Annotated in this window: 13 protein-coding genes and 1 riboswitch; of the genes, 12 read left to right on the forward strand and 1 reads right to left on the reverse strand. The window is 63.4% G+C overall.

From position 1 onward, the window contains the following. Nucleotides 1-12 precede the first annotated feature (12 nt). Entirely contained in the window at nucleotides 13-816 is an 804-nt protein-coding gene (locus tag ACQKEK_RS16100; RefSeq protein WP_128119148.1) for a metallophosphoesterase family protein, read from the reverse strand. Between the two features lie 159 nt (nucleotides 817-975). Further along, nucleotides 976-1192, forward strand: a riboswitch (cobalamin riboswitch). Nucleotides 1193-1269: 77 nt separating this feature from the next. Here ACQKEK_RS16100 and btuB point away from each other — a divergent pair. The 12 genes from btuB (at nucleotide 1270) to ACQKEK_RS16160 (ending at nucleotide 12713) form a co-directional block, all read left to right on the forward strand. Next, complete coding sequence (gene btuB, locus ACQKEK_RS16105; RefSeq protein ID WP_499143746.1) at nucleotides 1270-3177, forward strand: TonB-dependent vitamin B12 receptor; 1908 nt, start codon at nucleotides 1270-1272, stop codon at nucleotides 3175-3177. A 35-nt stretch (nucleotides 3178-3212) separates the two neighbouring features. Then, the gene (locus tag ACQKEK_RS16110) at nucleotides 3213-3782 is read left to right on the forward strand and encodes a hypothetical protein (protein WP_499143747.1); all 570 of its coding nucleotides are present in this window, start codon (nucleotides 3213-3215) and stop codon (nucleotides 3780-3782) included. After that, complete coding sequence (gene cobO, locus ACQKEK_RS16115; RefSeq protein WP_499143748.1) at nucleotides 3779-4390, forward strand: cob(I)yrinic acid a,c-diamide adenosyltransferase; 612 nt, start codon at nucleotides 3779-3781, stop codon at nucleotides 4388-4390. Before ACQKEK_RS16110 ends, cobO begins: the two co-directional genes overlap by 4 nt. 151 nt (nucleotides 4391-4541) lie before the next feature. Further along, nucleotides 4542-5837 carry a cobyrinic acid a,c-diamide synthase CobB gene (locus tag ACQKEK_RS16120; RefSeq protein WP_499143749.1) on the forward strand — a complete coding sequence of 432 codons (1296 nt, stop codon included), beginning with the start codon at nucleotides 4542-4544 and terminating at the stop codon, nucleotides 5835-5837. Next, nucleotides 5834-6484, forward strand: coding sequence for a 5,6-dimethylbenzimidazole synthase (gene bluB / locus ACQKEK_RS16125; protein WP_499143750.1), 651 nt, complete (start codon nucleotides 5834-5836; stop codon nucleotides 6482-6484). Before ACQKEK_RS16120 ends, bluB begins: the two co-directional genes overlap by 4 nt. Further along, a complete protein-coding gene (cbiB, locus tag ACQKEK_RS16130; RefSeq protein WP_499143751.1) occupies nucleotides 6481-7392 on the forward strand; it encodes an adenosylcobinamide-phosphate synthase CbiB in 912 nt (303 codons plus the stop codon). Before bluB ends, cbiB begins: the two co-directional genes overlap by 4 nt. Then, nucleotides 7385-8377, forward strand: coding sequence for a threonine-phosphate decarboxylase CobD (cobD, locus tag ACQKEK_RS16135; RefSeq protein WP_499143752.1), 993 nt, complete (start codon nucleotides 7385-7387; stop codon nucleotides 8375-8377). The genes cbiB and cobD overlap by 8 nt, the downstream gene beginning before the upstream one ends. Beyond that, nucleotides 8374-9843: a cobyric acid synthase gene (locus ACQKEK_RS16140; protein WP_499143753.1), complete on the forward strand. Its 1470-nt coding sequence runs from the start codon at nucleotides 8374-8376 to the stop codon at nucleotides 9841-9843. The genes cobD and ACQKEK_RS16140 overlap by 4 nt, the downstream gene beginning before the upstream one ends. Next, complete coding sequence (gene cobU, locus ACQKEK_RS16145) at nucleotides 9840-10361, forward strand: bifunctional adenosylcobinamide kinase/adenosylcobinamide-phosphate guanylyltransferase (RefSeq protein WP_499143754.1); 522 nt, start codon at nucleotides 9840-9842, stop codon at nucleotides 10359-10361. The genes ACQKEK_RS16140 and cobU overlap by 4 nt, the downstream gene beginning before the upstream one ends. Continuing rightward, entirely contained in the window at nucleotides 10358-11407 is a 1050-nt protein-coding gene (cobT, locus tag ACQKEK_RS16150) for a nicotinate-nucleotide--dimethylbenzimidazole phosphoribosyltransferase (protein ID WP_499143755.1), read from the forward strand. The genes cobU and cobT overlap by 4 nt, the downstream gene beginning before the upstream one ends. Beyond that, nucleotides 11404-11997, forward strand: coding sequence for an alpha-ribazole phosphatase family protein (cobC, locus tag ACQKEK_RS16155; RefSeq protein ID WP_499143756.1), 594 nt, complete (start codon nucleotides 11404-11406; stop codon nucleotides 11995-11997). Before cobT ends, cobC begins: the two co-directional genes overlap by 4 nt. After that, on the forward strand, nucleotides 11982-12713 hold the full coding sequence (locus ACQKEK_RS16160; RefSeq protein ID WP_499143757.1) for an adenosylcobinamide-GDP ribazoletransferase: 732 nt from the start codon (nucleotides 11982-11984) through the stop codon (nucleotides 12711-12713). Before cobC ends, ACQKEK_RS16160 begins: the two co-directional genes overlap by 16 nt. Nucleotides 12714-12718 lie beyond the last annotated feature (5 nt).

Consider the following 12718-nt stretch of genomic DNA (forward strand, 5'->3'; position numbering starts at 1 on the left):
GAGCTGCCGCGCTTACCAGTGCAGGTTGAAGTGCGAGCCGAGCACGAATTGATCATCGAGCAGGTCCCAGCGTTCGACGCAGACCTTCTTGTCGGCGCCAGGGTGCAGCTTCATGCGATTGAACGAGTTCGGCGATGTACCACGGACTCGTGATGACAGGGTGGTTCCGGCCTGAACCATCCAGATCTCCCGTGACAACGCGGTGTACTGCTTGGACAACGGCAATACATAGGGCAGGTGAATGTGCCCGCCCATAACCAGGTCCAATCCTTCATCGGCCCAGCGGTGCAGCGCAGCATCGGCGTTGTGCTGCAGATTGCTCAGATCGCTCAGCACCATCGCGCCGAAAGGCTGGTGCGCCACGACAATACGCACTTTGTTCGGATCGCTCTGCTTGAGCCGCCGCGTCACGGCCTGCACTTGCTCGTCCGTCACCAGCCCATCCTTGTGCCGTCGCGGGTGGGTAGTGTTGAGACCCATCACCAACACCTCGTCATTCTCGAAGGTTGGCTCCAAATCCTCACCGAAGTGGCGACGGTAGTTGCGGTAAGGCATGAGGAAGCGAGCAAAGACGTTGTACAGCGGGATGTCATGGTTACCCGGAATCACCAGTGTTTCCGGGATGCCGTGACCATGCAAGCGCTGGACGAAGGCCTGGGCGTCGGCGAACTGTCCGGCCTTGGCGCGCTGCGTGATGTCGCCGGAAAAGATCAGCAGATCCGCGCCATGCTCGCGCACGTGGTCTTCCATGGCTTGCACGACGGCGGCCTCTTCGGTGCCGAAGTGGGTGTCGGAAATCTGCACGATGCTGGTCATGGGTGGGCGTCTTCTCGTCTGGTGTGCGTGACGGGTGGCATTGTTGCATTCGAAGCCATTCGGCGCCCGGCGTTCCGGTAAATCGCAGGCAGCGGTATCGAAACGTGTTGCGGCGTTGGCCCTGATCGCTTTCGGTTGCGCTGTGCAGGGCCTTGGACTAACCTCCGCGCTGCTTCAGGTGCCCCCTGGCTAAAAGCCAATGGGTGAAACAGGGAAGCCGGTTCATTCGATGAAGATTCCGGCGCTGCCCCCGCAACGGTAGGCGAGACAGGACACCGCTCACAGCCACTGTGCCACAGGCATGGGAAGGCCGCGGTTCCGGGATGCAAGGCATCCGCTCGCAAGCCCGGAGACCGGCCTGTCGCATTCCACGGCAGGGCGGCGGGCGCTGATCGGGGTGCGGCTGCTTGCACCTGCGCTCCTTTCGCATTCTCCGTCTGCCCTTATCGACTGATGTCGTGCGGCGGGCACGACGGAGACCTGGACTTGATCTGCAAGACCCTCAACACCTCAGCGGCGTGCCTGCTGCTTGGCTATGTTTCGCTTTCCCATGCTCAGCCGGTCCAACCGCTGAACCTCAACGACCAGGTGGTTACAGCCACGCGCACCGAGCAGGCGCTCAGCCGTATTGCTTCCACCAGCGTCATTACTCGCGAACAGATTGTACGCAGCCAGGCGCAGAGCGTTTCCGAGCTGCTGCGCGGCCTCGCGGGCGTCAATGTGGCCGCCAACGGCGGCCGTGGCAAGACTTCGGCCGTCTATGTACGTGGCACCAGCAGCCAGCATCTGCTGGTTTTGGTCGATGGGGTGAAAATCGGTTCGGCCACATCAGGCGGTGCATCGCTGGAGAACATTCCGGTCGAGCAAATCGAGCGTATTGAACTGGTCCGCGGCCCTCGTTCCAGCCTGTACGGTTCGGAAGCGGTAGGCGGCGTCATGCAGATCTTCACGCGGCGTGGAGAGGGCGAAGGGTTCAAGCCCTATTTTTCCGCTGGCGCGGGCAGCCGCTCCAGCTTCGACGGTACCGCTGGCATATCCGGTAGCCAGGGTGCCGGATGGTTCAATCTCGGCGTGGCGAGCGCGTCAACCGACGGTATCAATTCAAGGGCCTATCGGCCGTCAGCACCACGCTCCTACGAACCCGATGCGGACGGCTATCGCGAGCTGTCCGGTGCCTTGCGAGGTGGATATCGCTTCGACAATGGATTGGAGCTGGACGGCAGTTGGCTGCACGTCGACACCCACAGTGACTACGACTCTCGGTCTACCTCAGGTGCGACAGGTCGCTTCGCCTATAGCGACGGAAGCCAGCAAGTCATCGGTGGCCGGGCACGATTCAAGCCGCTCGAACCGTGGTTGGTGACGCTGCAGGCCGGTCACAGCGAAGACAACACTGACAACTTCCGCGACGGTCGTTTCTATTCTCGCTTTGACACCAAGCGTGATTCTTTCAATTGGCAGAACGACTTCAGTGTGGCCGACGACCAGTTGCTCACCCTGGGTTTTGATTACCAGCAAGACCGCATCGACGTCACGGACGACTATGCAGTGGACGCCCGCGATAACAAGGGCGCCTACCTGCAGTATCAGGGCCGCTTCGGCCGCCACGGCTTGTTGGCTGGCCTGCGTCGCGATGACAACGAGCAGTTCGGGAACCATGACACCGGCAATCTCGGCTGGAGCTATGACCTGCGCGACAACCTGATGCTGAGCGCGTCATACGGCACGGCTTTCAAGGCGCCCACTTTCAATGATCTCTATGCACCAGACACCGGCTTCACGGCTGGCAATCCTGACCTGCTGCCGGAAGAGTCGCAAAGCTATGAGCTGGGCCTGAAGGGTGAACAGCAATGGGGCGAGTGGAGCCTCAACGCGTTCGAAAACCAGATTGAGGATCTGATTGTCTGGACGGGAAGCAGTCCCATGCAGCCCCGGAACGTCGAGGTGGCGCGTATTCGCGGGATCGAAGGCGTTGTCGGCACCGAGCTGCTGGGCTGGGATGTCGTCAGCTCGGTGACCTTCCTCGACCCGCAGGATCGCAGCAAGGCCAATCACGGGCATTTGCTGCCGCGTCGCGCCAAACGGACGCTGAATGTCGACCTGGACCGTGCCATTGGGCGCTTTGCTGTCGGCACGACGCTGTACGCCGCAAGCGAGCGTTTCGACAAATCCAGCAACACCGAAGCCGAGCGCTTGCCTGGCTATGCCCTGGTCGATCTGCGTGGCGAATACCGTCTCGATGATGCCTGGCGACTGCAGGCAAAACTGAGCAACCTGTTTGATCGCGATTACGAAACCGCCCAAACCTACGAACAGCCCGGCCGTGCGATCCATTTCACGGTTCGCTACCAGGCACTTTAATCGCGTTTCGGCACTTCGCCCCAAGGAGAACACCGATGATCAAACTGTCCCCTAGAGCCCAACTGGCTGTCGGTATCGCGTTGGTCGCGCTGATGGCCATGACCCGTGGCCAGCACTTCGCTTCGGTGAACCTGCCAAGCGCCTCTTGGGCGGTGTTCTTCCTTGCGGGCGTGCTGCTAGCGCCGCGCTGGGTGTTTCCGGCTCTGTTCGTCGAGGCGTCGCTGCTGGATTTCGCCGCTATCGAATGGCAGGGCGTGAGCAGCTACTGCATGTCACCGGCGTACTGGATGCTGGTGCCTGCCTACGGCTCCCTGTGGTTCGGCGGACGGATGTATGCGCGGTTGCACCGTGACCACCTGAGTAGCCTGGCATTGCTGGCGGGCGTCGTGGTGCTGAGCGCCTTCGTCTGCTACCTGTTTTCGGGCGGCGGTTTCCTGTTTTTCTCCGGCCGCTATCCAGACCCGAGCCTGGCGCAGCTGGCCGAGCGCATTGGCGTCTACTACCCGCGCTACCTGGGTAACTTGGCGTTGTATGTGGGAACCGCAGCGGTCATGTTCGTCGGCCTGCGTGCTTGGAGCACACAGCGTGAAGGCGCTCGCGCATGAATGAGTCCAGCGCACGCGATGATCGCCATAAGGCACGGATGCAACGCAAGAAGGCAGTCGTCGACGAGAAGATCGCCGAAGCGCAGGACGAGTACGGCCTGCTGCTGGTGCACACCGGTAACGGCAAGGGCAAGAGCAGCTCGGCGTTCGGCATGGTCGCCCGCGCACTCGGTCATGGCATCAAGGTGGGCGTGGTTCAGTTCATCAAGGGCGCGGCCAGTACCGGCGAAGAAAGCTTTTTTCGTCGCTTTCCCGATGAGGTCCGCTACCACGTGATGGGGGAAGGCTTCACCTGGGAAACGCAGGACCGCCAGCGTGACATCGCCAAGGCAAAGGAGGCGTGGAACGTCGCCGCACAGCTACTGGCTGATCCGGACATTGGTCTTGTCGTGCTGGATGAGCTGAACATTGCCCTTAAGTACGGCTATCTGGAACTCGACCCGATCCTCGCTGATATCGAGTCGCGACCGCTATTGCAGCATGTGGTGGTCACCGGCCGCGGCGCGCCACTGGGTTTGATCGAGGCAGCCGACACCGTGACTGAAATGAATCTGATCAAACATGCCTTCAAAACTGGCGTGAAGGCGCAAAAGGGAATCGAGTTCTGATGTTTGCATTGACGTCGAGCGTAGGGTGGATGACGCTTTTTTCATCCACCGTTATTGGTAACGGTGGTGGTGGATGGGTGGAGCGCCATCCACCCTACGGCGCCGCGCCATTTGCACAGGGCTCGATCTCCGTCGCGAGTGCGATTGTATGATGAGCAGGCCGCATGACTGCCCGGCGCTGCTCATTGCCGCGCCAGCCTCCGGCCAGGGTAAAACGACCGTGACCGCTGGCCTGGCTCGCTTGCATACGCGCCAAGGCAAACGCGTGCGCGTCTTTAAGTGCGGCCCGGACTTCCTCGATCCCATGGTGCTGGCCCGTGCCAGTGGTCACCCGGTCTATCAACTCGATCTGTGGATGGTGGGGGAAGCTGAAAGCCGCCGCCTGCTATGGGAAGCGGCGCGTGATGCCGACCTGATCCTCATCGAAGGCGTGATGGGGCTGTTTGACGGCACGCCGTCGGCTGCCGATCTGGCGCGGCAGTTTGGCGTGCCGGTATTGGCGGTGGTCGATGGATCGTCCATGGCGCAGACCTTCGGGGCGCTGGCTCACGGTTTGGCCAGCTACCAGCCGGATCTTCCGTTTGCCGGTGTGTTGGCCAATCGGGTCGGCAGCAGCCGCCATGGCGAGATCCTGCGCGACTGTTTGCCAAAGCAGATTGGTTGGTTCGGAGCCCTGCCGCGCGGCGATTCCGTAGGCCTGCCCAGCCGCCACCTGGGGCTTGTACAGGCGCAGGAATTGGCAGATCTGGACGCCCGGCTCGACGCGGCTGCCGACGCGCTGGCGGCGAGCGCCGATTGCAGAATGCCGACGGCGATCAGCTTTCCACCACCGGCACCCGAGACGCTGCCGAAACTGTTGAGTGGTGTGCGTATCGGCGTGGCGCGGGACGCGGCTTTCTCCTTCGTCTATCAGGCTAACCTCGACCTGCTGCAAGCACTCGGTGCAGAACTGTTGTTCTTCTCGCCGCTGCGATTCGCCCGCCTGCCCGCAGTCGACAGTCTGTATCTTCCGGGCGGCTATCCGGAGTTGCATATGCGGGCATTGAGCCGAAACCGCACGATGGCTGAGGCGATACGCGCCCATCATGAAGCGGGCAAACCGACCCTTGCCGAGTGCGGGGGCATGCTCTATCTGCTCGACGGCCTGACCGGCCAGGATGGGGTGCGTGAGAGCATGCTTGGCCTGATGCCCGGCGAAGCGACGATGCAGAAGCGTTATACCGCGATGGCGCTGCAGGAAGTGCAGCTGCCGGAAGGGCGCCTGCGCGGCCACACCTTTCACCATTCCTCCCTTGAGTCGCCGATGCAGCCGCTGGCGCGAGGTGAATGTCCGAATTACAAGCGCACGGCCGAGGCGGTTTACCGGCAGGACCGGCTGACGGCTTCCTACATCCATTTCTACATGCCGTCCGATCCGTTCGCGGCTGCGGCGATGCTCAGTCCATGAGCGAGTTTGCCTTTACCGCGGAGCAGCGCGCTGGGGTTTACCGGGCGATTGGCGAACGTCGAGACATGCGGCATTTCAGCGGAGGCGAGGTTGCACCCGAGTTGCTGGCGCGCCTGCTCGAGGCCGCGCATCAGGCGCCTAGCGTGGGCTTGATGCAGCCTTGGCGGTTTCTTCGCATCAGCCGTCCCGAATTGCGCAGCGCCATTGCAGAGCTGGTCGAGGAGGAGCGTTTGCTCACTGCCGCTGCGCTGGGCGAGCGGGGCGAGGCATTCATGAAGCTTAAGGTCGAGGGCATTCGCGATTGCGCCGAACTACTGGTCGTCGCGTTGATGGATGGCCGCGAGACACACGTGTTTGGTCGTCGCACGCTGCCGGAAATGGACCTCGCTTCGGCCGCCTGCGCGATCCAGAATCTCTGGCTCGCTGCGCGGGCCGAGGGCTTGGGCATGGGTTGGGTATCGCTGTTCGATCCGCAGGCACTGGCTGATCTGCTGCAGATGCCCGCTGGGGCGAAACCGGTCGCAGTGATCTGCCTGGGGCCGGTGGTTGAGTTTTATCCCGCGCCAATGCTCGCGCTCGAAGGCTGGACCAAGCCGCGACCGCTGTCCGATTTACTGTTCGACAATTTCTGGGGCCAACAAGTGTGAGTATCGCCCTAAGTTGCCTAGGTGGTGTTGCGCTCGACGCGCTGCTCGGCGAACCCCGTCGCGGTCATCCCCTGGTTGCGTTCGGCAAGCTGGCTGATCGGCTCGAGCTTCACTTCAACGGGCCCGGCGGTCGTGGCTGGCGCAGTCATGGCGTTACCGCCTGGTGCCTCGCCGTGCTGCCGCTGACGGCAGTGGCGTGGCTGCTCGGTTCGTTGCCGACTGTTGGCTGGCTGGTTGAGATCTGCTTGCTCTATATGGCGTTGGGACTGCGCAGCCTTGGCGACCATCTGCTGCCGGTAGCACGGGCGCTGCGTCAGGGTGATTTGGCTGAAGCGCGCCAGCGCGTCGGTTTCATTGTCAGCCGCGATACACGCGAACTCGACGAGCAGGGCGTCGCCCGAGCCGCGACCGAGTCGGCATTGGAGAATGGTAGCGATGCGGTATTTGCCGCGCTGTTCTGGTTCGTGCTGGCAGGCGCACCCGGTGTGGTGCTGTACCGGCTGAGCAATACGCTCGATGCCATGTGGGGCTACCGCAACCAGCGCTTCGAGCGATTCGGCTGGGCCGCGGCGCGTATCGATGATGTGTTGAATTTCATTCCCGCCAGGCTGGTTGCGCTCACATATGCGCTGTTGGGCCAGACGCGCCGAGCCTGGCGTTGCTGGCGCATGCAAGCGCCGCTGTGGGACAGCCCCAACGCCGGCCCCGTAATGGCTGCTGGCGCCGGTGCGTTAGGCGTGGCGCTGGGCGGTCCAGCCGTCTACCACGGCGAGGTGCATCACAGACCCATGCTCGGAGAAGGCGAAGCGCCTCAGGCTCGAGACATCGAGCGCGCACTGGACATGGTCTGGGCCGGCGTCGGTCTTTGGTTGCTGGCATTGCTGCTTGGAGGCTGGCTGGATGCTTGAGCACGGGGGAAAACTGCGTAGGGCGGCCGAGCACTTTGATATACCGCTGCACGATTGGCTGGATCTATCCACTGGCATTGCGCCATACGGTTTCGATCTGCCGGCCATTCCAACCGAAGCCTGGCTGCGCCTGCCGGAAACCGAAGATGAACTGGAGACCGCTGCGCAGGGCTATTTTGGTGCCGCCTCGCTGTTGCCAGTGGCTGGTTCCCAGGCTGCGATTCAGATGTTGCCGCGCTTGCGCAGGCCATTGCAGGTCGGAATCGTCTCGCCCTGTTATGCGGAACATGCCGAAGCCTGGCGCCGCGAAGGGCATCGTCTCAGCGAATTCAGCGAGGGCAGTGTGCCGCGGGCCCTCGACGGGCTTGACGTGCTGGTCGTGGTCAATCCGAACAACCCCACCGGCCGCCTTTTACCGCCGGAGCAGCTGCTCGCCTGGCACGGCCGTCTCGCCGAGCGTGGCGGCTGGTTGATCGTTGACGAAGCCTTCATGGATCCGACCCCGTCTCACAGCCTGGCGCCCCATAGTCATTTGCCGGGGCTGATTGTGCTGCGCTCGTTCGGCAAGTTTTTCGGTATGGCCGGTGCGCGGCTCGGGTTCGTACTGGCGGAACAGAGTTTGCTATCTGTGCTGAGCGATGCGCTCGGGCCATGGCCGATTGCCGGGCCGTCACGCTTCATTGGCACCGTATTGCTTGCCGATCGCGACGGGCAGCGTCGTCAGTGCGAGCGCCTGCTTGGCGACAGCGCGCGTCTGGCGCAGCTGCTCTCAGCGCACGGGTTGCCACCTGCCGGCGGATGCGGGCTTTTCCATTGGGTTGTGACGGAGGAGGCGACGATGCTCCGTGAGTTTCTAGCCTGCCAGGGCATTCTGGTGCGCCGCTTTCTGTATCCGCCGAGTGTGCGCTTCGGGCTGCCGGCGGACGAAGCGGGATGGGCGAGGCTGACGCGGGCGCTGAGCAGTTACCAGGCGTTGAGCGCATGAGTACCTTGATGGTTCAGGGCACAACCTCCGATGCCGGCAAGAGCACCTTGGTGACCGCGCTGTGTCGCTGGCTCAAGCGGCAAGGTGTCACCGTCGTGCCCTTCAAACCGCAGAACATGGCACTCAACAGTGCGGTAACCGCTGACGGCGGCGAGATCGGCCGCGCACAAGCGGTGCAGGCCCAGGCCGCAGGATTGCCGCCGCATACCGACATGAATCCCATCCTGCTCAAGCCCAACAGCGATGTCGGTGCGCAGGTGATCATCCACGGTCGAGCCGTCAGCAACATGGATGCCGTGGCCTACCACGACTATAAGCGCGTGGCGATGGAGGCGGTGCTGGCATCGCACCGGCGCCTGCGCGATGCCTATCAGGTGGTAATGGTCGAAGGCGCGGGTTCGCCGGCCGAGATCAATCTGCGCGCCAACGATATCGCCAACATGGGCTTCGCCGAAGCGGTCGACTGCCCGGTGATCCTGATTGCCGATATCGACAAGGGCGGCGTGTTCGCACACCTGGTCGGCACGCTGGAATTGCTTAGCCCCAGTGAGCAGGCGCGGGTCAAAGGCTTCGTGATCAACCGTTTTCGCGGCGATATTGCCCTGCTGCAGCCGGGCCTCGACTGGCTCGAACAGCGTACAGGCAAGCCCGTTCTCGGGGTGCTGCCGTACCTTATGGATTTCCACCTCGAAGCAGAGGACGCCGTCGACGTGCGTCAGTCCGCGAAGAACGAGCAGACCTTGAAGGTCGTGGTGCCGGTGCTGCCGCGTATCAGCAATCACACCGACTTCGATCCGCTGCGTTTGCATCCTCAGGTTGACCTCTGCTTTGTTGGGCCCGGACAAGCAGTGCCGCCTGCCGATCTGATTATCCTGCCGGGCTCTAAAAGCGTGCGGGAGGATCTTGCCTGGCTGCGCGAGCAAGGTTGGGAGTCGGCGATACAGCGGCATCTGCGTTACGGCGGCAAGCTGCTCGGAATCTGTGGCGGGCTGCAAATGCTCGGCGAATGCATTGCTGATCCGCTCGGCCTGGAAGGGCCGGCTGGGCAGAGCGACGGGTTGGGACTGCTTCGGTTCTCCACAACGCTGGCTGCCCACAAACAGCTGCGCAACGTGCATGGACGACTGGGGATCGATGACGTCGAGATTAGCGGCTATGAGATTCACGCAGGTATCAGTGACGGACCCGCACTGGAGCGTGCCGCCGTACGACTCGACAATGGCCGCCTGGATGGCGCGATCAGCGAGGATGGTCAGGTGCTCGGCACCTACCTCCACGGTCTGTTCGAGTCGCCAGCTGCCTGCGAGGCGCTGTTGCGCTGGGCGGGACTAGAGAGGGCGCAGCGGGTCGACTACCAGGCATTGCGAGAACGCGACATCGAGCGTTTGGCGGATCTGGTCGAGAAGCACTTGGATGTCGGGCGACTGCTGACGCTTTGCGGCCTATCAACGGAGGCGGATGCATGATCGAGCTTATCCTCGGTGGCGCGCGGTCCGGCAAGAGTCGTTTGGCTGAGCGGCTTGCGGTTGAAAGTGGCCTGGCGGTTACCTATATCGCCACGAGCCAGCCATTGGATGGCGAGATGAACGAACGCATCGCTCATCACCGTGCCCGGCGCCCCGCCAGCTGGGCCTTGATTGAAGAACCGCTGACGCTGGCATCTGTCATGCGTGAACATGCCCGTGAGGATCGCTGCCTGCTGGTGGATTGCCTGACGCTCTGGCTGACCAATCTGCTGATACTGGACGACCAGGTTCGCCTTACGGAAGAACGTGAGGCCTTGCTTGAGTGCCTCGCTGACCTACCGGGGCGGGTGCTACTGGTCAGTAATGAAACAGGGCTGGGCGTGGTGCCGCTGGGGGAGTTGACCCGGCGATATGTCGATGAGGCGGGCCTGCTGCACCAGGCCCTCGCCGAGCGTTGTCAGCGCGTGGTGTTCACCGTGGCGGGTTTGCCAATGACCCTCAAAGGAGCGGCGCTTTGAACAAGCAATGGTGGTTGGAACCCTGCCGGGTCCCGGACGAAGCGGCACGCCAGGTGGCACGTCAGCGCGATGCCCGGTTGACCAAGCCAGCGGGCTCGCTGGGGCGTATCGAAGCGGTGGTGCCGCAGCTGGCGGCTTTGCAGGGTCGCGCTCGCCCGTCAGCGGAGCACGTTTTCATCGCCATTTTTGCCGGTGATCATGGCGTTGCCGAAGAAGGCGTCTCGGCGTTCCCGCAATCGGTGACTGGCCAGATGCTTGCCAACTTCGTCAACGGGGGCGCAGCGATCAGTGTGTTGGCGAAGCAGCTCGAGGCGACCCTGGAAGTGGTTGATCTGGGGACAGCGGCACTGTTGTCCCTGCCTCGGGTGCGCCATCTTTCGCTGGGACCGGGCACCCGCAATTTCGCCAGGGAATCGGCGATGAGTGCCGAGACCTGCCGGCTCGCGATGCAGGCCGGGCGCGACAGCGTGCTGCGGGCGCAACAGCAGCGGAGCGAGCTGTTCATTGGCGGCGAGATGGGCATCGGCAATACCACCACCGCGGCTGCGCTGGCCTGCGCTTTGCTGGGTTGCGCGCCGCACGAATTGGCCGGGCCGGGCACCGGCTTGGACGAGGCTGGAGTGGCGCATAAGCGCGCAGTCATCGAGCGGGCACTGGCGCTGCACGCGGGATCGCACGACACCCTCGGCTGGATGCAGCGGCTCGGTGGTTTCGAGCTGGCTGCGCTCACCGGCGCCTATGTCGCCTGCGCGCAGCAAGGCATCGTCGTGCTGGTCGACGGCTTTATCTGCAGTGTGGCGGCGCTGTGTGCGGTGCGTCTGAACCCAGCCTGTCGTGACTGGCTGCTGTTCGCCCACCGCTCGGCTGAGCCAGGCCATGCCGCTGTGCTCAGCACATTGGATGCTCAGCCGTTGCTCGACCTTGGCCTGCGTCTGGGCGAAGGCAGCGGCGCGGCGCTGGCGGTTCCGCTGCTCCGGATGGCCTGCGCGCTGCACGACGGCATGGCCACATTCGAAGAAGCCGCCGTTGCGGTGAAACATTCATGAGCGTGCAGCTGGAGTTGCTGCGTCACGGTGAAACCGAAGCCGGCGGCGGTTTTCGCGGGCGGCTGGATGATGCCCTCACCGCAACAGGCTGGCAGCAGTTGCGAGCAGCCGTTGTCGGCGCCGGACCCTGGGACCGAATCATCAGTTCACCCCTGCGCCGCTGCGCGGATTTCGCAGCTGAGCTCGCCGAGCAACGGTCACTTGAGCTCGAACTTGAGCCCGACCTTCGCGAACTGGACTTCGGCGATTGGGAAGGGCGCACCGCTGCGGACCTGATGGTCGATCAGAGCGAAGCCCTGGGCCGCTTCTGGAGCGACCCGTACGGCTTCACTCCGCCCGGCGCGGAACCCGTCGCTGACTTTGCGGCGCGCGTGCTGGCAGCAATCGAGCGGCTGACCGATCGATGTGCAGGCGAACGCGTGCTGCTGATCACGCACGCGGGAGTGATGCGGCTGCTCCTGGCGCAGGCGCGTGGTCTGCCGCGCGAAGGCCTGCTGCAGGTTGAGGTCAGTCATGGGGCGCTGTTCGGGCTGAGAACGGGCTTCGCCGACGCCACGCTCTGGCTGGAGGAAGGATGCAGCCCTTTCTGATCGCGCTGCAGTTTCTCACCTGCCTCCCGGTGCGACTGCGCAGCATGCCCGAGCCGCAGCAGATCGGCAGATCGCTGCTGTATTACCCGCTGGTGGGGTTGCTGCTCGGCGGCATGCTCTGTTTGCTCGGTATGGCTCTCGGCAATGCGGCGCCACCCTTGAAGGCCGCTTTGCTGCTGGCCGCGTGGGTCTGGCTCACCGGTGCGCTGCACCTTGACGGCCTGGCCGACAGTGCGGATGCCTGGCTGGGCGGCTTCGGCGACCGGGAGCGAACCCTGGCGATCATGAAAGACCCCTGCAGCGGCCCGGTTGCGGTCACCGTGCTGGTGTTAGTCCTGCTGTTGAAGTTCGTCGCGTTATGGACACTGCTCGAGCAAGGCAATCTATGGGTGCTTTTGGCGGTGCCGCTGGTAGGGCGAAGCGCAATGTTGGGTTTGTTTCTGACTACGCCCTACGTACGGCCCGGCGGGTTGGGCCAAGCCCTGGCCGAGCACATGCCGCGATCGGAAGCGCGGCTGGTGTTGGGGCTGATTGTGCTCGGTGGCGTCCTGATCGGTGCTGGTGGTTGGGTTGCGCTGGCGGTTGCCGCTTGTGTGGGAATGCTGGTGCGCCGCGCCCTGGTTCAGCGGTTGGGTGGTACCACGGGTGACACTGCCGGCGCGTTGTTGGAGCTGGTGGAGTGCGCGGTGCTGGTCGGCTTGGCGCTGCTGGGCTAGGGCGA

Source organism: Pseudomonas sp. NPDC077408 (genome assembly GCF_050269105.1).
Taxonomy (GTDB): domain Bacteria; phylum Pseudomonadota; class Gammaproteobacteria; order Pseudomonadales; family Pseudomonadaceae; genus Stutzerimonas.

What these genes read in the sequence shown, in the direction of transcription:
- bluB (WP_499143750.1), top strand. Translation starts at nt 5,834, where the DNA reads ATGAGCGAGTTTGCCTTTACCGCGGAGCAGCGCGCTGGGGTTTACCGG.
- ACQKEK_RS16140 (WP_499143753.1), top strand. Translation starts at nt 8,374, where the DNA reads ATGAGTACCTTGATGGTTCAGGGCACAACCTCCGATGCCGGCAAGAGC.
- cobO (WP_499143748.1), top strand. Translation starts at nt 3,779, where the DNA reads ATGAATGAGTCCAGCGCACGCGATGATCGCCATAAGGCACGGATGCAA.
- ACQKEK_RS16120 (WP_499143749.1), top strand. Translation starts at nt 4,542, where the DNA reads ATGAGCAGGCCGCATGACTGCCCGGCGCTGCTCATTGCCGCGCCAGCC.
- cobD (WP_499143752.1), top strand. Translation starts at nt 7,385, where the DNA reads ATGCTTGAGCACGGGGGAAAACTGCGTAGGGCGGCCGAGCACTTTGAT.
- cobC (WP_499143756.1), top strand. Translation starts at nt 11,404, where the DNA reads ATGAGCGTGCAGCTGGAGTTGCTGCGTCACGGTGAAACCGAAGCCGGC.
- ACQKEK_RS16110 (WP_499143747.1), top strand. Translation starts at nt 3,213, where the DNA reads ATGATCAAACTGTCCCCTAGAGCCCAACTGGCTGTCGGTATCGCGTTG.
- ACQKEK_RS16100 (WP_128119148.1), bottom strand. Translation starts at nt 816, where the DNA reads ATGACCAGCATCGTGCAGATTTCCGACACCCACTTCGGCACCGAAGAG.
- btuB (WP_499143746.1), top strand. Translation starts at nt 1,270, where the DNA reads ATGTCGTGCGGCGGGCACGACGGAGACCTGGACTTGATCTGCAAGACC.
- cobU (WP_499143754.1), top strand. Translation starts at nt 9,840, where the DNA reads ATGATCGAGCTTATCCTCGGTGGCGCGCGGTCCGGCAAGAGTCGTTTG.
- ACQKEK_RS16160 (WP_499143757.1), top strand. Translation starts at nt 11,982, where the DNA reads ATGCAGCCCTTTCTGATCGCGCTGCAGTTTCTCACCTGCCTCCCGGTG.